Source organism: Bradyrhizobium sp. AZCC 2289 (assembly GCF_036924615.1).
Taxonomy (GTDB): Bacteria; Pseudomonadota; Alphaproteobacteria; order Rhizobiales; family Xanthobacteraceae; genus Bradyrhizobium.
The window spans coordinates 5,075,754-5,095,780 of the sequence record NZ_JAZHRY010000001.1; the positions used below are offsets into that span (position 1 = coordinate 5,075,754).

At 63.7% G+C, this 20,027-nt stretch carries 15 protein-coding genes; 6 read left to right on the plus strand and 9 right to left on the minus strand.

What is annotated here, in order from left to right; all coding sequences use genetic code 11:
* The first annotated feature begins 75 nt into the window (after positions 1 to 75).
* The 3 genes from V1289_RS24150 to V1289_RS24160 all read left to right on the plus strand — a co-directional run bounded on the left by V1289_RS24150 (position 76) and on the right by V1289_RS24160 (position 5,705).
* Positions 76 to 1,248, plus strand: a complete 1,173-nt coding sequence (locus tag V1289_RS24150) for an efflux RND transporter periplasmic adaptor subunit (RefSeq protein ID WP_334407636.1) — start codon at positions 76 to 78, stop codon at positions 1,246 to 1,248.
* On the plus strand, positions 1,245 to 4,400 hold the full coding sequence (locus tag V1289_RS24155; protein WP_334399421.1) for an efflux RND transporter permease subunit: 3,156 nt from the start codon (positions 1,245 to 1,247) through the stop codon (positions 4,398 to 4,400). The genes V1289_RS24150 and V1289_RS24155 overlap by 4 nt, the downstream gene beginning before the upstream one ends.
* Before the next feature lie 111 nt (positions 4,401 to 4,511).
* Positions 4,512 to 5,705 carry an ABC transporter substrate-binding protein gene (locus V1289_RS24160; protein WP_334399423.1) on the plus strand — a complete coding sequence of 398 codons (1,194 nt, stop codon included), beginning with the start codon at positions 4,512 to 4,514 and terminating at the stop codon, positions 5,703 to 5,705.
* Between the two features lie 100 nt (positions 5,706 to 5,805).
* Here V1289_RS24160 and V1289_RS24165 read toward each other — a convergent pair whose 3' ends face one another.
* The 3 genes from V1289_RS24165 to V1289_RS24175 form a co-directional block, all read right to left on the minus strand.
* Positions 5,806 to 6,582, minus strand: a complete 777-nt coding sequence (locus tag V1289_RS24165; RefSeq protein WP_334399425.1) for a hypothetical protein — start codon at positions 6,580 to 6,582, stop codon at positions 5,806 to 5,808.
* A gap of 144 nt (positions 6,583 to 6,726) precedes the next feature.
* Positions 6,727 to 8,136 (minus strand): caspase family protein, encoded by a 1,410-nt coding sequence (locus V1289_RS24170; RefSeq protein WP_334399427.1) that lies wholly within the window; start codon positions 8,134 to 8,136, stop codon positions 6,727 to 6,729.
* Positions 8,137 to 8,143: 7 nt separating this feature from the next.
* Positions 8,144 to 9,040 (minus strand): DUF4399 domain-containing protein, encoded by an 897-nt coding sequence (locus V1289_RS24175; protein ID WP_334399429.1) that lies wholly within the window; start codon positions 9,038 to 9,040, stop codon positions 8,144 to 8,146.
* Positions 9,041 to 9,306: 266 nt separating this feature from the next.
* Between V1289_RS24175 and V1289_RS24180 the strand changes: the two genes are divergently transcribed.
* On the plus strand, positions 9,307 to 10,182 hold the full coding sequence (locus V1289_RS24180; protein ID WP_334399431.1) for a formylglycine-generating enzyme family protein: 876 nt from the start codon (positions 9,307 to 9,309) through the stop codon (positions 10,180 to 10,182).
* Between the two features lie 25 nt (positions 10,183 to 10,207).
* Positions 10,208 to 10,606, plus strand: a complete 399-nt coding sequence (locus V1289_RS24185; protein ID WP_334399432.1) for a hypothetical protein — start codon at positions 10,208 to 10,210, stop codon at positions 10,604 to 10,606.
* Between the two features lie 101 nt (positions 10,607 to 10,707).
* On the opposite strand, the gene V1289_RS24190 is transcribed toward V1289_RS24185, so the two are convergent.
* The 6 genes from V1289_RS24190 to V1289_RS24215 all read right to left on the minus strand — a co-directional run bounded on the left by V1289_RS24190 (position 10,708) and on the right by V1289_RS24215 (position 18,419).
* On the minus strand, positions 10,708 to 12,330 hold the full coding sequence (locus tag V1289_RS24190; protein ID WP_334399434.1) for a porin: 1,623 nt from the start codon (positions 12,328 to 12,330) through the stop codon (positions 10,708 to 10,710).
* A 533-nt stretch (positions 12,331 to 12,863) separates the two neighbouring features.
* Complete coding sequence (locus V1289_RS24195) at positions 12,864 to 13,256, minus strand: MAPEG family protein (RefSeq protein ID WP_334399436.1); 393 nt, start codon at positions 13,254 to 13,256, stop codon at positions 12,864 to 12,866.
* A 170-nt stretch (positions 13,257 to 13,426) separates the two neighbouring features.
* Entirely contained in the window at positions 13,427 to 14,512 is a 1,086-nt protein-coding gene (locus tag V1289_RS24200) for a lipocalin-like domain-containing protein (protein WP_334399438.1), read from the minus strand.
* Complete coding sequence (locus V1289_RS24205) at positions 14,502 to 16,964, minus strand: ABC transporter permease (protein WP_334399440.1); 2,463 nt, start codon at positions 16,962 to 16,964, stop codon at positions 14,502 to 14,504. The genes V1289_RS24200 and V1289_RS24205 overlap by 11 nt, the downstream gene beginning before the upstream one ends.
* Positions 16,961 to 17,635, minus strand: coding sequence for an ABC transporter ATP-binding protein (locus V1289_RS24210; RefSeq protein ID WP_334399442.1), 675 nt, complete (start codon positions 17,633 to 17,635; stop codon positions 16,961 to 16,963). Before V1289_RS24210 ends, V1289_RS24205 begins: the two co-directional genes overlap by 4 nt.
* A 19-nt stretch (positions 17,636 to 17,654) precedes the next feature.
* Complete coding sequence (locus V1289_RS24215) at positions 17,655 to 18,419, minus strand: class I SAM-dependent methyltransferase (protein ID WP_334399444.1); 765 nt, start codon at positions 18,417 to 18,419, stop codon at positions 17,655 to 17,657.
* Between the two features lie 258 nt (positions 18,420 to 18,677).
* Here V1289_RS24215 and V1289_RS24220 point away from each other — a divergent pair, with 258 nt between their 5' ends.
* Positions 18,678 to 19,949 (plus strand): MFS transporter, encoded by a 1,272-nt coding sequence (locus V1289_RS24220; protein ID WP_334399445.1) that lies wholly within the window; start codon positions 18,678 to 18,680, stop codon positions 19,947 to 19,949.
* Positions 19,950 to 20,027: the final 78 nt, after the last annotated feature.

Consider the following 20,027-nt stretch of genomic DNA (forward strand, 5'->3'; position numbering starts at 1 on the left):
GGCAACCGCCGATCGATCGTGGCGCCGCGAAGGGCAGGGGAGATGGCATTGAGTGCGACTGCGAGACAGGGGCGCCTGGCCAAAGGCCTCAACAGCCATCCACTCGGCCGGCTCTGGCCGCTCGGCATCCTGATCGCCGTTGTGCTGTCCGGCTGCGGCGACAAACCGCCACCACAGGCGGCCGCGCCGGCGCCGCCCGTCACCGTCGCGCAACCGGTGAAACGCACCGTCACGGATTGGGATGAGTTCACCGGACGGTTCGAGGCGGTCGAGGAAGTTCAGGTTCGCGCCCGCGTCGGCGGCTTCGTCACCAATGTCGAGTTCAAGGACGGCGACATGGTGCATACCGGGGACCTGCTCTATCTGATCGATTCCCGCCCCTTCGAAGCCGTCGCCAAGCAGGCCGACGGCCAGCTTGCGGATGCGCGCGCCAAGGCTGAGCTTGCCAAGCGCGACCTCGAGCGCGGCCTGAACCTGGTCCAGACCAGCGCTGTCTCCGAACAGGTCGTCGACCAACGCCGCCAGGCCTTGCAGGCGGCGCACGCCGCCGAGACCGTAGCCGAAGGCGCGCTGAAGGCCGCCCAGCTCAACATCGAGTTCACCCATGTGCTGGCGCCGATCGCCGGCCGCGTCAGCCGCCACCTCATCAGCGTCGGTAATCTCGTGCAGGGCAGCGAGGGCGGCGCGACCTTGCTCACCTCGATCGTCTCGCTCGATCCGATCTACATCTATTTCGACGTCGACGAGGCGACCTACCTGAAGAACAACCGGCTCTGGTTCGAGGGCAAGCGGCCGAGTTCGCGCGACACCCCGAACCCGGTGCAGGTGAAGCTGACCGGTGAAACCAAGCCGTCGCATGACGGCAAGATGGATTTTCTCGACAACCGTCTCGATGTCTCGACCGGGACGTTGCGCAGCCGCGCCGTGATTCCGAACAAGGATTTCTCGATCCTGCCGGGACAGTTCGGCCGGGTGCGGCTGATCGGCAGCGCGCCCTATGAGGCCCTGTTGTTGCCGGATACGGCTATTGCCACCGACCAGTCGCGCAAGATCGTGTTCGTGGTCAAGGACGACAACACGGTCGAGGCGAGGCCGGTGGTGCTGGGGCCGCTCGATGAAGGCCTGCGCGTAATCCGCGATGGCCTGAAGGCGGACGATAAAGTGATTGTCGACGGCCTGCAGCGCGCCCGCGTCGGCGCCAAGGTGAGCCCGCATCCCGCATCAGCCCCGGCCGGTGCCAAGCCATGAATCTCGGCAGGCTCTCCATCAATCAGCCCATCCTCGCGATGGTGCTGTCGATCGTGCTGCTGATCGTCGGCGCGCTCGCCTACACCACGCTGCCGGTCTCCGAATATCCGCAAGTGGTGCCGCCGACCGTCGTCATCACCACGCAATATCCGGGCGCGTCGGCGCAAACCGTTTCCGACACCGTCGCCGCTCCGATCGAGCAACAGATCAACGGCGTCGAGGACATGCTGTATCTCTACAGCCAGGCGACCTCGAACGGGCAATTGACGATCACCGTCACCTTCAAGCTCGGCACCGATCTCGACAAGGCCCAGGTGCTGGTGCAGAACCGCGTCGCAATCGCGCAGCCGCAACTGCCGGACGAGGTGCAGCGCAACGGCGTCGTCACGCGCAAGAACAGTCCTGACATCCTGATGGTCGTGTTCATGCTGTCGCCCGACGACAGCTTCGACCAGCTCTATATCTCGAACTACGCGCTGCTGCAGGTCCGTGACCAGTTACTGCGGCTCGACGGCGTCGGCGATATCCAGATCTTCGGTGCCCGCGACTATTCGATGAGGCTGTGGCTCGATCCCGACCGCATAGCCAATCTCGGCCTGACCTCGGCCGAGGTGATGGCCGCGATCCGCTCGCAGAACCTGCAGATCACCGGCGGGCAGATCGCGGAGCCGCCGATCGCGGACCGCGCCTTCCAGCCCAATCTGGTGTTTACCGGCCGCCTGAAGGATCCAAAGCAATTCGAGGACATCGTGGTGAAGGCCGGCTCCGACGGCCGCACGGTGCGCTTGCGCGACGTCGCCCGCGTCGAACTCGGCGCGCTGTCCTACTCGACCAACAGCTTTCTGCTGCGAAAGTCGGCCGTCGGCATGTTGGTGACGCAGCGGCCCGGATCGAACGCGCTGGCCACAGCCAAGAACATCTCCGATACGATGACCACGCTAAAGGCGAGCTTCCCCAAAGGGCTCGACTACAATATCGGCTACAACCCGACCGAGTTCATCGCGCAATCCGTCCATGAGCTGATCAAGACCATCTACGAAGCCATGGCGCTCGTCGTCATTGTGGTGCTGGTGTTCCTGCAGGGCTGGCGGCCCGCGATCATCCCGATCGTCGCGATCCCGGTGTCGCTGGTCGGCACCTTCGCGGTGATGGCGGCGCTCGGCTTCTCGATCAACAATCTGACGCTGTTCGGCCTTGTGCTGGCAGTCGGCATCGTGGTCGACGACGCCATCGTGGTGGTGGAAAACGTCGAGCGGCATCTCGAGCATGGCATGAGCCGGCGCGATGCCGCGCTCAAGACCATGGAGGAGGTCGGCGGGGCGCTGGTCTCAATCGCGCTGGTGCTGTGCGCGGTGTTCGTGCCGACCGCGTTCCTTGGCGGCATCTCCGGGCAGTTCTTCCAGCAATTCGCCGTCACCATCGCGGTGGCGACCGCGATCTCATGCTTCTGCTCGCTGACGCTGTCACCGGCGCTGGCCTCGCTGATCCTGGTTCCACACGAGGACAAGCGGCCGCCGGCACGCTGGAACATCATCGCCCGCGGCTGGGAAAGTTTCACCGGCCTCTTCAACCGCGTCTTCGACCGCCTCTCGCACGGCTATGCGCGCGTGGCCGGCTTCGTGATCCGGCATAAGGCTGTGATGCTCGTGATCTATGTCGCACTGATCGGCAGCGCCGGCTGGCTGCTCGCGACAACGTCGCAGGGCTTCATTCCGGCGCAGGATCGCGGCTACGTCATCATCTCGGCGCAATTGCCGGGCGCGGCGTCGCTGGCGCGCACCACCGAAGTGGTACGCCAGATCGAGCGGATTGCGCTGGATACGCCGGGTATCGTTCGCGTCGCGGTCTTTGCCGGCTTCTCGGGCGCGACACGCACGCAGGCCGGCAACGCCGCGGCGCTGTTCCCGGTGTTCGATGAACCGGAAGTGCGTCTGAAGAAGGGACTGACCGCGACTGTCATCACCAACAATCTGCGCCAGCGGCTGCTGAGTATCCAGGGTGCCTTCATCATCGTGATTCCGCCGCCTGCGGTGCCCGGCATCGGCACCGGAGGCGGCTTCACCATCCGCATCCAGGACCGTCAGGGTCGCGGTCCTGAGTTGTTGGCGGCCGCAACCGACGAATTGGTCGCCGCCGCGCGCAAGTCGCCGAACCTCACCTCGGTGTTCTCGCCCTTCACCGCGAATACGCCGCAAATGTTCGTCGACATCGATCGGGTCAAGGCACAGAAGCTCGGCGTTCCCATCGCCAGCATCAACGATACGATTCAGACCTATTTCGGTTCGACTTACGTCAACGACTTCAACCTGTTCGGCCGTACCTATCACGTCACCGCGCAAGCCGATCTGCCGTTCAGGAAAGAGACCTCCGACCTCGCGCGGCTGCGCACGCGCAATGCGGCGGGCGACATGGTCATGCTCGGCAGCGTGGTCGATTTCCGCGACATCTCCGGACCCGACCGCGTCGCGCGCTACAATCTCTACGCGGCATCCGAACTGCAGGGCGAGCCGACGCCCGGCACGAGCTCGACGACCGCCCTCAACACCATCAAGCAGCTCGCCGATCAAACGCTGCCGAGCGGTTTCTCGTTCGAATGGACCGACCTGTCCTACCAGCAGGTCACCGGCGGCAATCAGGGTCTCTATGTGTTCCCGATCTGCGTGCTGTTCGTGTTCCTGGTGCTGGCGGCGCAATATGGCAGCTGGAGCCTGCCGTTCGCCGTTCTCCTGATCGTGCCGATGTGCCTGCTCGCTGCGACCATCGGCGTGCGCATCATGGGGCAGGACGTCAATATCCTGACGCAAATCGGTTTCGTGGTGCTGGTGGGCCTTGCCGCGAAGAATGCGATCCTGATCGTCGAGTTTGCTCGCGACATCGAGCTCGAAGGGCGCGAGCGGCTGGACGCGGTCATCGAAGCCTGCCGCTTGCGGCTGCGGCCGATCCTGATGACGTCGTTCGCGTTCATTCTCGGCGTGCTGCCGCTGGTGATCTCGACCGGCTCGGGCTCGGAGATGCGGCAGGCGGTCGGTGTCGCCGTGTTCTTCGGCATGCTCGGCGTCACGCTGTTCGGCCTGGTCTTCACGCCGATCTTCTACATGGTGGTCCGCGGGCTGGCCGATCGGAAGCATCCTGCGAAGCCGGCCGCGGTCTGACCGCGGCGCAAATGCCCAATACTATTGGCTGATCCGAAATAGATGGGCAGTCGCAGGGTTATGAAATATTGTTGCGCGAAATTTCCGGACAGAAGCTACTGGGAGATACATATGAAATCGGGATTGTTGGCGGCCGTTGCGGTGTGCGGTCTTTTCCTCGCCGGGCCGGCGTCGGCACAGGGCGTCAAGATCGGCATTCTGAACGATCAGTCCGGGGTCTACGCCGACTACGGCGGCAAGTGGTCGGTTGAAGCGGCCAAGATGGCGGTGGAGGATTTCGGCGGCGAAGTGCTTGGCCAGAAGATCGAAGTCGTTACCGCCGACCATCAGAACAAGCCGGACCTGGCGACCGCGATCGCGCGGCGCTGGTATGAGGTCGAAGGCGTCGACATGATCACGGAGTTGACGACGTCGTCGGTGGCGCTCGCGATTCACGATTTGTCGAAGCAGATGAAGAAGATCGACATCGTGGTCGGCGCGGCGTCCTCGCGTCTGACCGGCGATGCCTGCCAGCCCTACGGCTTCCACTGGGCCTACGATACGCATGCGCTGGCGATCGGCACCGGCGGCGCGCTGGTCGAGGCCGGTGGCGATACCTGGTTCTTCATGACTGCGGACTATGCCTTCGGTTATGCGCTCGAAAAAGACACCGGCGACGTCGTCAAGGAGAAGGGCGGCAAGGTGCTGGGCTCGGTCCGCATTCCCCTCAACTCGTCGGATTTCTCGTCGTTCCTGCTGCAGGCGCAGAGCTCGAAGGCCAAGATCATCGGCCTTGCCAATGCCGGCCTCGACACCACCAACTCGATCAAGCAGGCGGCCGAATTCGGCATCGTCAAGGGCGGTCAGAAGCTCGCCGGCCTACTGCTGACCCTGGCCGAAGTCCACGGTCTCGGGCTTGAGGCCGCCCAGGGCCTGGTGCTGACCGAAGGCTATTACTGGGATCGCGACGACAAGAGCCGCGAGCTCGGCAATCGCTTCTTCAAGCGCACCGGGCGGATGCCGAGCATGATCCAGGCCGGCACCTATTCGGCGACGCTGCAATATCTCAAGGCGGTCAAGGCCGCCGGAACCAAGGACACCGAGGCGGTCGCCAAGAAGCTGAAGGAGCTTCCGGTCGACGATCTCTTTGCGCAAGGCGGCAAGGTGCTGGAAAACGGCCGCATGGTGCACGACCTCTATCTGTTCGAGGTCAAGAAGCCGTCGGAGTCGAAGAAGCCCTGGGACTACTACAAGCAACTCGCGGTGGTCCCGGGCGACAAGGCGTTCCCGACCGCGAAGGACTCCGGTTGCCCGCTGACGAAGTGATCGCAGGCGTTATCTATCTCAACGTTGTCCCGGCGAACGCCAGGCGAACGCCGGGACAACACCTTTAAAGCCGCGCGTCCGGCCCTGTCGCCAAGGCGGCTCATTTGCTGGCTACCTTGCAGATTACGAGACCGCTTCCGAACATGCCGCCATGCTCGAAGGCTTCGCACATCGCTTCGACGCCGCATAATTTTGGATCCGCGCCATCGAACACGACCTTGTGGCAGCAGGCCTGACCCTCGGCGGTCGACATCGAAGTGCAGGCCTTTTCCGCCGTAGCCTTGTTCTTGAGGTCTGCGATGACGGCTCGCGTCTTTATTTCGAGTTTCTGCGCGATGAGTTTTGCCCGCTCGTCATTGTTCTTCTTTTGCTGTTCGGCATTTTTCAGCGTCGTCTTGGTAATGTTCTCTCTCAGCGTTCTCACCGTCTGTATTTTATTTTTCAATTCGGCGGCCCGGCGCAGAACCCCGTCGTGCAAGGTCCGGTGTTGGTCGATGAGCGGATTGCAGCGTTGAGCAAGTTCGATGGCAACCGAGCCGCCGTTCTCGGGACATCCCATTGCCAGAAGCTGGCTTCGCATCTGATCGGCGCGGTTTGCATCCATTTGCAATGGCGCCGTCGCATCCTTCACCTCTTTCTCTGCCTTGTTCGCGGCCTGGGTCGAAAACACCTGCGCGTCATTCGAGACTTTCAGGGCCTTGTCCGATTTATCGATGACGGTGAGTTTCTCGAAATTGCCTTTCGCATCTTTTATGATGCCGTCGAGTTCGGCATCGACTGACTGCGCATGGACCGGAACGGCTGTACACAGTGCAAACAACAAGATCAGTACCTGTTTCATGATGTGCCCCCCCCCCCCAAAAAATCCACTTAGCATTACATTGGCATTACAAATGACGCGGCCATGCCGGTTGTTGTCGACTTGAAAAAAATGATTTTGCTGAACGTGGGCAAAACCCCGAGTCGGGTAACTGTATCGATCCAGAGCCGCGCTGTCTGTTGTGTGAGTGGCGCGGCCGTGTCAGCCGCCAAGGCTCTCGCGCAGCCGCCGCAGCTGCGGCCGGATTTGCTCGCAGCCGAGTTCCCGCTCGAATGTTGCAACAGCGTTGATGCTCGGCTCGGCTCGCAGGCGTGCCAGGCGAGCGGTGTCGCGCGCACAGACGTCCTCGGCGGGAACCGGCTGGGTCTCGGCCTGCAGCTTCGGCGCCGGCGGGGGCGCCGCGGCGGCTGGGGCCGCCGCAGGCCGCGGTTCGGTCACGTAGCTCTCGAACAGGCGCTGCACCTGGGGGCGCAGCCGGATGCAGCCGAGGTCGCGCTGGAAGCTGGCGATTTCATCGGGCGTCGGGTTGGCGCGCAGGCGGGCCAGGCGCTGTTCGTCGCGGATGCAGGGATCGGCGGTCTCCAGTGCGGCTTGCGCCGGCAGCGCCGGCTTGGGCGGTTCGACCTTGATCGCCGGCGGGACGTTGGCAGGCGCGGGGTTGACGACCACCACGGGCTTTGGCGGCGCCGGTGGCACGCTGGCGGGCGCGGGAGCGACGGCCACCGCGGGTTTCGGCGGTGCGGATGACGGCGGGCTCGGCGCAGGTACGGCCGCCGCCGGCGGCTCGCGCTTGGCGACCGCGGCGGGCGCAGGCGGCGGTTCGACCTTCTTGGCCGGCAACGACACCAGCGGGATGGTGGCACCGCCGAGCGAGCCGTAGATGAACGGTTCCTGCCGTCCGCCGGTCATGGCGACCACATCATCGCGGACGCGGCCGAGCGCGATGCGGATATCGAGGCCGGGCTCGGCGAGATGCTTGATCAGCGCGGTGGCGTAGGGGCTGTTGATGCCGTCGCCGTCATAGGAAATCGAGCCGGCCTTCGCGGCATAAGCCACCAGCGTGTCGGCGCTGACTTCCTCGATCTTGGCAAGGCCGCCTCTGGCGGTGGCTCGGTTCCCTGCGGAGCGCAGCTTTGCGGCAAACGGATTGTCGCGGCAGGCGTCGAGCAGAATCAGCCGCAGGCGGCGCACCGTCTGCAATGCCCAGATGATGCGGTCGAGCGACACCGCCTCGTCATCGACGTCGTAGTCGCGGCTGAGTTTCGCATCCACCGGGACCAGATAGTTGGTGCCGCCGATCTCGATGCCGTGGCCGGCATAATAGACCACCGCCATATCGGCGTTCTCTGCCGTGATCAGGAATTCACGCACGCTGCGCTTGAAATCGACGACGCCGAGATCGTTGCGTGAGATGACGACTTCGAAGCCCACCGATTTGAACAGCGCCGCGATCGCGGTCGAGTCGTTGATCGTATTGGGCAGCGACGATGCATTCTTGTAGACGGCATTCCCGATCACCAGCGCGACGCGCCGCTCTGCCGCGGCTGCGGTGGCGAACAACGCCCCCGCAGCGAGACAGAAGCCGTAGATCAGGAATTCTCGCAGTTTCATCGCAGTATCAATTCCGGTAGTACCGCCAGTGGCGGTGGTGTTTGACGCGCTTCCTCGGTGGCGGACGGCCGCTCTCCGTCACGGTCACGTTGATGACGTCGGAATAAACCGGCGGATCGTGCGGCACGTGGGCCGAGTCGGCGAACAGCAGGCGCAGCTTGTGCGGGCCGAGCGGCAGCGTGATCTTCGCCTCGGTCTGGCCGGCGCCGAAATGCAGATGGTTGAAGTCGTTCGGGATCGGCTGATCCATCGGCGGCAATTCCGCGTCGACGAGCAAATGATGGTGTCCGGTGTTCGGCTTGTCAAATCCTGCAGGTGCTACGCCCATATTGAGGAGACCGAAGCGGATCACCGGGTTGGGCGAGATATAGGCGCCGACGGTCGGATAGATGAAATAGACCTTGGCATCCTTTGGCGACGGCTTGCGTCCGCCAGCGGCTGCCGGCGCCGGGGGCGGCGCGGCATCGGCCACCTTGACCTTGATCCGCTCCGACATGACAGGCGGCGAATGCGGAACGTGATTCTTGTCGCCGAACAGGAGCTGCAAGGTGTGCTCGCCGGGCGTCAGCGTGATCTCGGTTTCCGTCTGGCCGGCGCCGAAATGCAGATGCTGGAAGTCGTTCGGTATTTCGGTATTGAGGGCCGGCGTCGGTGCATCGATGATCAGGTGATGGTGACCCGAATTGGCCCGATCGGAACCCGCCGGCGCGACGCCCATTCCGCGCAGGCCGAAATGCAGTGTGGATTTGGTGGGAAGCGTGTCGCCGTCCTTCAATCCGATGAAGTACACCGCGGCGCCCGAAGGCGACGGCGTCGGCCCGCCGGTCTGGGACAGCGCTGCGTTGCAGAGCAACAAGGAGCCGAAAAACAGGACGAGGATCGACCTCAGGATTCGCTGGACCATCGCAATTTTCCCAATATTGGACCGCAGCCTGTGCGGTCCTTACTTAAAAAAATCGTCGCCCTCGGCGAACCCCGGCGGCTAACGCCAAACGGCTGTTCAAACGATATTCGTTTGCCGGGCGATGTAAACCGGAATCCGGCCCCAAAAGCCTTCGCGCCGGGGTACCTCGCCTTGCCGATTGCCAGCGGATAAAGCATGCTAGAGCCTCTTGAATCTGACAATGCATATTCTAAGGAGTTCAGTATGGCCTCCGCGGAAATAACGACATGAAATTGCGGCTGTTGTCTGTGATTTCCCTCACAGCGCTGGTTGGATTGGGAAGTCCCGGAGCGAACGCGCAGCGAGGGCTGAGCACCGGCCCGCCGGCCGACCGGCCCGCGTCGTCGCCCGACGCCGCGGTGGCGCAACGCAACACCAGTCCCGAACCCGGCGAAACCTTTCGTGACTGCGCCGACTGCCCCGAGCTTGTCGTGGTCCCGCCCGGGGACTTCACGATGGGGTCCAACGACACCCCATATGAGAAGCCGGAGCACGCGATCACCATCCGCAAGCCATTCGCGATCGGCCGCCGCGAAGTGACGTTCGCGGAATGGGACCAGTGCGCCGATGCCGGCGCCTGCAAGCACCGGCCCGACGATCACGGCTGGGGACGCGGCGACCGGCCGGTGATCAATGTGAGCTGGGATGACAGCAAACTCTTTGTCGCCTGGTTGTCGCAGAAAGTCGGGCAAAGATACCGCCTGCCGACCGAAGCCGAATGGGAATATGCGGCGCGCGCAGGGACCAAGACGCCATTCTGGTGGGGCAAAGACGTCGGCTCGGGCCGCGCGCAGTGCGATACATGCGGCAGTCCGACCAGCAAGCAGATCGTTGCCACCGGCTCGTTCCGGCCCAACGGCTTTGGGCTCTACGACACATCAGGCAACGCCGCCGAATGGGTCGAAGATTGCTGGAACGACAATTACAAAAATGCGCCCAGGGACGCGGTGGCCTGGACGACCGGCGATTGCCGCCTGCGGGTGCTGCGCGGCGGCAATTTCCTCTCAAAGGCAACCGAGGTCAGATCCGCGTCACGGTTCCGCTACGACGTCGACGTGCGCTATTACGCCAACGGTTTTCGTGTCGTGCGGGATTTGCAGTGATCGCGAGGCGTCGATGAGGGCGATCGTGGCGGCCATACTGATATGCACCGGTGCGTCGGCGGCGCTGGCGCAGTCCTATTCCGCCAGCGGGCAGATCGGCTACCTCCAGGAATGGGAGATCAAGGGCAATCTGGCCAGGACGGCGACCGGCACCGGCGCGGATTATTCGGGGCCCGTGACGCTGCGCCATGTCGGGCTTTGCAGCGTCAACGGCGTCGAGGAAAAATCCGGCGTGATGCAGCTGAAGGTTTCGCCATCGCGGCTGGAAGGAACGCTGGCGATGGACGATGACAGCTGCCGGATCGTCGCGTCGGCGGCATCGTCCTATTCAGGGCTGCTGAGCTGCCGCAACGGTCAGGGCGTGCCGATCAGTTTTTCGATCGGCGAGGCGGCGAAGGACGGCGGCCGGCCACCGGCAAAATGATCGCAACGGCAATTCCGTTCGTCTCTTCCGGTTCATGTCTTCCAAAACGTCAAACGCCGCGCTGCAGTCAAGCAGCGCGGCGTTCGCGTGAGTGAGGACGATCAGAAGTTACGCTGAGCGCGAAGCTGCAGCAGAACCGTATTCTGGTCCTTGAACTCGTAGGTGGCCGTCGGCTTCGGAGCGCCCGGACCGAAGGTCGAGGTGCCCGAGTACTTCTGGTCGAGGTGGAACCATTGAACTTCACCCGAGAACGTCAGGTTCTTCACCGGCGTCCAGCGGGTGATGACACCGAGCTGCGAGACGTTGAAGTCCGGGTTGCAGGTGTAGGTGACGCCGGCGCCGGGATGGCCGGCCGCGAAAGCCGCGCAATACGCGCCCTTGGCGGTCGACAGGTCGCCCACCGCGCCGTCGTAACGCACGGAGGAGTAGCTGCCGAACAGGCTCGACGACCAGTAGGGATCCCAGTTGTGGTTGAACGCACCACGGATGCCCCAGGCCTTGGTCAGCTTCAGATCGCCGGTGCCGCCGGAGGAAGTCGGCAACCAGACTGCGTCCGTCGTCGCACCGATGCCGATGCTCTGATAGGCGCCGGGCGCGCTGGTGCTGCCGAACATCGCGAAGTTCGGCGAAGCGCTGCTGGTCGCGATCACGTTCTTGGTGTCGCCGACCGCATAGGACGCATCGACCTTGATGTCGTCGCCCGCACCGGTCGGGATGTTCTTGACGTTCAACGCCACCATCCCCGAACCGCCCCACTTGGTCTCGGGGTGACCGGAGATTTCCGACAGCGCGGTCGGAGAACCGTTGGCCACGCCAACGGCGCCAGCGGGAGCCGCAACCGTGTTCAGGATGTTGTAGGAGCCGGAGACTTCATGCGCAGCGCCCGAAATCTGGAACAGGCCCCAGGCCTGGTCGACTTTGATATTGCCGACGATGTCGGGAGCATGCGTGCCGGCATAAGCGTTGGCGCTGGTGCCGAGTGCGCCGACGCCACCGACGCCAACGCCGCTCGGGCCGAGATTGTACACCGCGGTGCGATCCCACACGGTCGGATCGTCGAGACCGATGCTGGCCGATACGCCGTTGCCGAACTGGGCGGTGTACTGGATGTTGTTCACGCCGGTGTCGGTGTTGTTGCCGCCGAGCAGGTTCGAACTGATGTTGCCCGGGAAACCATTCCACGGCGTCGAGTAGGCCGAGGAAGACTTACCGAAGGTGAAGCCGGCGAACTGGATGAACACGTACTCGACGGCGACGTAACCTTCGCCGGGCTGGTTCAGCAGGCTCGTATTGGTGCCTGCACTCGGCGATGCCGTGAAGTTGGCCGGATTGACCGTGGTGCTGCCCTGGGTCGAGAACTGCATGTCGGCCTGACCGAAGGTGCGGACAACGCCGTATTCGGTCGCGGTGCGGGTATCGACCGTCAGCGCCATACGCGAACGGGAGGCGAAGTAGTCGCGATAGCGATTGCCCTGGCCGATGTCGCCGTTCCAGGCCGGCGTACCGTGGATGCCGCCGTTGAACGTGGTGTCGACGCGGAGATAACCACCCAGCTTGATGCAGGTGTCGGTACCTGGAATGTAGAAGAAGCCGGCGCCGTACAACGAGCAGATCCTCACGTATTCGACCGCTTTGGCCTTGACGGGAAGATCAGCCGCCTGGGCTCCCGAGGCGGCGAGAAGCGCCGCCGCCGAGCCGAGGACTAAATTTCTGATCGCATTCATTCTGTCTCTCCGATTGGATCGCCACACTCGTCCAGCAGGCGTAGATCCGTGTGCAAAGCGATAGCGCAGAACAAATTTTTGGGAATGACAAACGCGTGACGTGCCGCGCTTCGCACGCCGCTGTGATGTTTGTGCAACGCACGCGCCGTATTTTACCGCTGGCTCGGCGATCAACGGTAAAGGGAGATGGCGCATGATGCGGATTTGCCGTGAAATCGCGCAATGCCAGCTTATATTATGAGAATCATTTTAAGTGCCGCTGCGGATATGATTCGATCGCGTGCCCGGCGCGCCGCAGTCGGTGTAGGATGACGGTAGTAATGTTCCAAATAGCGGCGCTGATTTGGAATGAAATGCTGGTCTGGAATAAGGACTCGGCGCCAATGAAAACCCCGCCCGCTGGGGATCAGCGGACGGGGCAGTTCAGAGCAACAGCAACGCACGATTCGGGATGCGTTGCCTGACTGAATATATTCACCCGAAACATGATCGGAAGAAGACAGTGCAACGCCACGATGTTGTGATCGGATCATTCACCCGTGGATCAGACGCCAGGCGATCGCGCCCAATGCGCCTACCCAAAGAATGATCGCGGCGCTGGCCTGGATTCCAAAACCCCGGCCGCGTTTGGCCGCGGCTTCCGAATAGCCGATCAGGTAGAGGATACGGCCGGCGATCCAGACAACGCCAAGCCCGGCTGCGACGGCATCGCTGATGTAGACGGCAAACAGCCACAGCGAGGGCAGGAAGATCGGCATCCATTCCAGCGTGTTCATCTGCACGCGAAACATCCGTTCAAAATCGGGATTGCCGGAGGTCGCAGGCACCTTGATGCCGAACGCGGCGCGCGCTTTCGAGACCTGGATGGAGGTGAAGAAATAAAACAGGATGGCAAGGCACGTGACGAGCGCGGTGAAATGATACATCGCAAAGTTCCCCCCCTTTTGAACGTGTTAGCCTATAGCGCGATCCGTCACCCTGAGGAGGCCGAGGGCGACAGCCACCGGCCGCTCATCCTTCGAGGCTCGCGGAGCCTGTCATCGGGCGCGCATTCGCGCGACCCGTCGGCTCGCACCTCAGGAATTTATCGCTCGCTCTAGTAGCCCGTCATCTCCAGATAGCCTAATCCCGCGTGGCTGCCGGAAAAGCGGATCGGGCCTTCCCAATAAGGAAAGCTCGTGCCCATCCAGCTTCGCGCGTTCAGCGGGATGCATTCGATCGTGAGCGCCAGTTTTGGAATGGCGATGCGCCATGTCGTCGGAATCTTGCGGCCTTCGATCTCGGTAAAGGCCTGCGGCGTCATGGTGAGATCGGCGGAGGCGATCTGCTGTGCGTTGCCGTCACGCGCAAACCATTTGCCGGAACCGTAATGGTTGCCGTCGGTTTGGCGCATTCGATAGAGCATCAGCTTTTCGCCGGAGTTCAGATGCAGCGACAGCCAGTCCCAGCCGCTTTGATCCGGCGCCAGCGGCTGGCTGCTCCACTCGCGGTCCAGCCACGCCTGGCCGGTAACCTCGGCTTGCCTGTCGTCGATGGTGATGCTGCCGGTCACAGCGAAATAGGGCTGGCTGTAATAATACGACGCCTGTTCGCGCTCCGATTTTCGGCTGTAGCCGCCATCGCCCTGCAGCACGAGTGGCCGATCCGCATCGAGGCGCAGCGCGTAGCTGAAATCGGCACCCGATGCGTTGAGGGCGAGCGGCGCGATGTTGGCCGCGTTCATCGCGGGCAGCCCGCGCATTTCCCAGGAATCGATCCAGGCCAGGTAAGGGCTTGCCTCGACACCGGCCTGGCCGATGCCGCCACGGGCAAAGGTCTCGCTGGTCCGGTGCAACTGCGCTGAAGTCACTGCAGCGTGCCCCATCCAGATCTGCTGATTGGCCCAGCCTTCGAGCTCGGCGCCGGCTGCGATCGCCTGCCGAAACAGCGTCCACTGTACGCCGTAGGCAATTCCTTTTGAGTCGACGAGATTGGCCGTCACGTACCACCATTCGATCCGAAATCCCGGATGCGGGCCGTGATCGGCTGGAAACACAAACGCCTTGCCGGGAACGACGGACGCAAATCCGTCGGTGGTTTCGCCGAGCCCGGCAAAGCCCTGCGCAAGGGCTTTGCCGCCGAGCCCGAGCAGCAGCGCGCCGCCCGCAAAGAAGCGGCGGGATATCGTGCCGCTACCGCTCATTTGCGAAGATCCGGATCAGGCTGGCCGGCTGCATCCGCGCCAGTCTGACGACGGGAAGCAAAGCGGCACACAATGCCGCGGCCATGGCGACGCCGAGCAGTGCCAGCAATTGCAGCGGGAAGATTTGAAACGGCAGCCGCCAGCCAAAGGCTTTGACGTTCACCACCGCCAGCAGGCACCACGCCACCAGCAGCCCCAAGGGAATCGCAAGCAAGGTGGTGATCAGCGCGACCGACATCGTCTTGAGCAATTCGATCGCGGCCAGCCGCTGCCTTGTAATGCCGATCGCCCAGAGCGGCGCCAGTTGCGGCAGGCGGGAATTGCCGAGCGTGAGCAGGCTGGTCAACAGCGCGATGCCGGCGACGCCGAGGGTGAAGGCGTTCAGCGCCGCGGTGACCGAGAAGGTGCGGTTGAAGATCCGCGTCGAGTCCGCCTTCATCGTCGCCTGATCGGCGACGTTGCGGTCGTCGAGCGCGAATTTTTCCTGGAGCGCCGCGATCAGCGCCGGGATCTTTGGCGATGCGACGCGCAGGCCCAGTCGCGTCAGCGGGATTTCCGGAAAGTGCCGCGTCAGCGCGGCGAAATTGACCGCGATCTGGCCCTTCGGATTGCCGTAATCAGCATAGATGCCGACGATCTGGAGCGGCCAGTTGCCGCCCGATGTCGGGACCTCGATCCGGTCGCCGATCGCAAGTTTGAGACGCCTCGCCAATTGTTCGCTGACGAGACAGGCATCGCCGGGTCGAAGTTTGGTCCAGGCATTGTCCGCCGACTGCAGCAGCGGCCAGTTGTCCCGATAGGTAGCGTGATCGGCCAGTCCCAGCACCTCGATCGGCGCGCCGCCGAATTGCGTGTCGGCGCGGCCGCCGGGCAGGACCGCGTCGACTTCGGGGCGCTGGCGCAGCCACGCCCTGATCTCGGCCGTCTGCGCCTCGTTGGCCGCGTTGACATAGACATCCGCCGCCAGCCGGCCGTCGAGCCAGACCAGAAAGGTGCGGCTAAAACTCTCGACCATGGTGCCGACGCCGACATTGACCGCGAGCGCCAGCAACAGCGCCATCAGGGCCAGCGACAATCCTGATAGCTGCTGGCGGCTGTCGGCCCAGAACCAGACGCCGAGCGGCCGCCGCGCATATCGCTGGCCGAGTGAAAGCACGATCTCGAGCAGCGCCGGCAGGATCAGCGCGGCGCCAAGCAGCATGGCCGCGAGCACGGCAAAGCCTGCGATCAGGGAATCGCCGAACCACAGAAAGCTCCCCGCCACCGCGAACACCATGAGCGCCAGCGCGCTCTGGAACATCAGCCAGCGGTGCTGCGCCTGTTGCCAGGCGTAGGGCTGGGCGGTGGCCAGCACCGGCATGCGGACAGCTTTTGTGAGGCTGGCGACGGCGGCCGCGAGCGCGCCCAAAACGCTAATGGCGACGCCCGCGAACCACCATTCCGGCTTGAGCGTCAGTTGGCCGGGAATCTGCGCGCCATAGAGCCCGCGCAGGGATGCGGCGACATCGGGCAATAATGCAGCCGCAATCAAATAGCCGCACACAAGTCCAATCAGCCCCGCGACCAGCGCCAGCGACACCAGCTCGATCACCAGCACGGTGTTGAGCAGGCGCGCCGACACGCCGCAGGCGCGCAGGGTGCGCAGCATCGGTAGCCGCTGTTCGAAGGCGAGCCCGATCGCCGAATTGACGATGAACAAGCCGACAAAGAACGACAGCAACCCGAACGCGGTCAGGTTGAGGTGAAAACTATCCGTCAAGCGTTCGAGATCGCTTTCCGCGCTGGGCTCGATCAGACGGAGCTTGTCGCCGGCAATCGTCTCCAGCGCCGCGCGCTTGCCTTTTGCCTTGCCGACCAGCAGGCGGGAAAGCTGATCCGGCATTTTCAGCAGTTTTTGCGCGATCCCGATATCGACCACCAGCACGCCGGGCACCAGTTGCGGCTGCACGCGCAGCGGCGGCAAGGCCGGGCCGCCATTGGTCGACGGCGTCGCGCCCTCGCTCAGGCCGAGATCGGACAGTGTTTCGGGCGCCACCAGCATTTCTCCGGGCGGAGTCATGAAGGACTGCAGATTGGCTTTGCCGATCGTGGGGGCGTTGCCGACTTCGGCGGGCAGCGTCACCGGTTCGATGCCGAGCAGCCGGAACGAACGTCCACCGATCTGGATCCGGCCTTCGAGCACCGGCGAGACCGGCCAGCCGGCGCGGCGCAGGTCGATGAAGAGTTGTTGCGGGAAGGTGGCGCTGTCGCGGCCGACCAGCATCGCGGTGCGGGCGCCGCCGAAGGTCGCGGCGGCGCGGTCGTAGGAATTGCGCGCCTGCTGGTTCAGCGCCTGCACGCCGCTCCACAGCGCGGTCGCCGAGATCAGGCCGATCAACAGGGTCGCGAGCTGCATCGGATGCCGCCGCCAGTGGCTCAGGAGCACGGCAAGGATCCAGAGCGCGCGCGTCATGTGATGATACCGGCGTGGAGATTGACCTGCCGGTCCAGCGTGGCGGCAAGCCTTGTGCTGTGCGTCACCATCAGAAAACCGCATCCGGTGCGCGCCACCAGATCGCGGGCCAGCGCCAAAACCTCGTCGGCGGTGGCCTCGTCGAGATTGCCGGTCGGCTCGTCCGCGAGCAGCAGCAGCGGCTTTATCGCGACCGCACGGCCGATCGCGACCCGCTGCTGCTGGCCGCCGGATAATTGCTCGGGATAGCGTTTCAGGAAATTGCCGAGCCCGAGCCGCTCGACGAGTTCGGCATGCCAGGCCGGGTCGTGACGGCCGGCGATCCGCGACTGGAATACCAGGTTGTCCTCGACGGTCAGGCTCGGGATCAGGTTGAACTGTTGAAACACCAGCCCTAGGCGATCGCGCCGTAATTCCGCACGGCCGGCATCGCCGAGACCGGAGACGATGACGTCCGCCAGCCGGATCTCGCCGCCATCGGCGGCGTCGAGGCCCGCGATCAGATGCAACAGCGTGCTCTTGCCGCTGCCGGATTCACCGGTCAGCGCGACGCTTTCTCCCGCCGCGACCGCAAGATTCACGCCGCGAAGCACGGCGATCTCCTCGCCGGCGGAGCGGTAGCTCTTGGTCAGGCCGGTGACATCAAGCACGATGGGGTTGCCGTTGGTCATGCGCGACGAAAGCCGTGCCTCACAACGGCTTCTGGTATTTCAACACGAACTCGTCGGTCGGCACCTGCGGACGGAACACCGCCGCCTCCCTGGGATCCTCGGGATGGCGCAGGAAATCGCCCTCGGCCACCAGCTTGAACCCGGCGGCCTCGATCTCCTGCCGCAGCGTGCTCTCCTCGATCCGGTGCAGCGTCTTGGCGACATTTGTGCCGTCGCCCGGTTTCGCGGAATGGTCGGCGATGATCAGAAAACCGCCGGGTTTGAGGGCCGCGAACATCTTCTTGTTCATGACGGCGCGATCGACCTGCATATAGGTGATGTCGTGATAGGCGAAGAAGAAGGTGATCATGTCGAGGCCCGAGACGTCGGGTGGGATCGGATCGTCAAAGTCCCTGATGACATGCACGACGTTTTTCATCGCGGGCTTCTGCGCGCGGATGTCGAACTTGTCCTTGACGAAGCGCTCGATCACGGCAGCCGAATCCTGCGCGTAGACGGTGCCGGCCGGCCCGACGGTGCGCGCCAAGAGTTCGGTGCTGTAGCCGGCGCTGGCTTCCATATCCAGAATCTTCATCCCGGTCTGGACGCCGGCGAAAGCCAGCATTTTGGCCGGCTGGCGGCGCTGGTCGGCCTGGCGGTCGGTATCGGCCCGGTCGGGCGCAGCGACGATCGCCGCATAGTCCGGCGTTTTGGCGTCCTGCGCCGGCGCGGCTGTTGCGGCGAGCACGGCCAATGAAATAAACGCGCCCATGATGTTGGCGCGACGACGGACTGATCTGGCCATGAAATTCCCCGGATGTGACGGATGAGACCATATATCAGGGCGGCCATGGTAGATCACGGGTTCAATCGCGCGGCGACGCGATCGTGATCCGCCTGCTTCCGCCAGGCGAAACAACGTCAGGCGGCATGTCGCATACAGCGCATAGTTGCAGCGCACGCGGTCCGGTCCAAATGCGCTGTTGCCTTGTCCGGAAAGGCATGGCTAGCATCGGGCCAAGCCGATCTGACAGAGCCGGCAAAGATAATTTGGGAGCCGATCATGACCGCACAACCGACGCCGAAAGGCGCCTGGAAAATCACCTTTCTGCTGTTTCTGTTCATGCTGGTGAACTTTGCGGACAAGATCGTGGTCGGTCTTGCCGGCGTGCCGATCATGACCGAGCTCAAGCTCGAGCCGGAATCCTTCGGCCTGCTCGGTTCCTCGTTCTTCTTCCTGTTCTCGATCGCGGCCATCATCGTCGGCTTCATCGTCAATCGCATCGACACCCGCTGGGTGCTGCTGGCTTTGGCACTGGTCTGGGCCTTGGCGCAATTCCCGATGGTCGGCACCATCGGCTTCACCACGCTTCTGATCTGCCGGGTGATTCTCGGCGCCGGCGAGGGCCCGGCGGCGTCGGTCGCAGCGCATGCCATCTTCAAGTGGTTTCCGGACGAGAAGCGGACCCTGCCGATTGCAATCCTGTCGCAAGGCTCGGCGTTCGGGGTGATCCTCGCGGTACCCGCGCTGAACTGGCTGATCGTCAATTACAGCTGGCATTACGCCTTTGGTGCGCTCGGTGTGGTCGGTTTGATGTGGGCGGTGGCGTGGCTGATCCTCGGCAAGGAAGGCCCGCTGGTGCAGACCGCGGCGATGGCGGCCAATGAGCCGCGCATTCCCTACTTCCGGCTGTTGACCTCGCGAACCTTTGTCGGCTGTGTCGCCGCGACCTTCGGTGCCTATTGGGCGCTGTCGCTGGGGCTGACCTGGTTCACGCCCTTCATCGTCAAGGGGCTCGGCTTCTCGCAGCAGCAAGCCGGCTTCATCTCGATCCTGCCCTGGGTGTTCGGCGCTGTGATGGTGCTGCTCACCGGCTGGATCTCGCAGCTGATGCTGGCGCGCGGCTTCACCACCCGCGGCGCCCGCGGCGTGCTGGGCGCGGTGCCGCTGATCGTCGGCGGCCTGGTCCTCTCGGTGATTCCCCATGTCGCACCCGGCGCACTGATGATCGCCCTGCTGGTGGTCGGATCAGGACTGTGCGGATCGATCTATGTGGTCTGCGCGCCGATGCTCGGCGAGTTCACACCGGTGTCGCAGCGCGGCGCGATCATCTCGATCTATGGCGCGCTCTACACGCTCGCCGGCATCCTCGCGCCCTATGTGATGGGCAGCGTGATCCAGAGCGCCGCGGCGCCGCTCGACGGCTACATGACGGGCTTCACCATCAACGCGGTGATCCTGGTCGTGTCGGGATTGCTCGGCCTCGCGCTGCTGTGGCCGAACACCGAGCGGGCGAGGCTGACGGCACACGCGGTGCAGCCGAAGTTTGCGTGAGGGGCACCAAAACGGTGTGGTCCCGGCCTGGTGCGCAATTGCGCACGGGGGGCCGGGACGCATAGCCACCTCGAACTG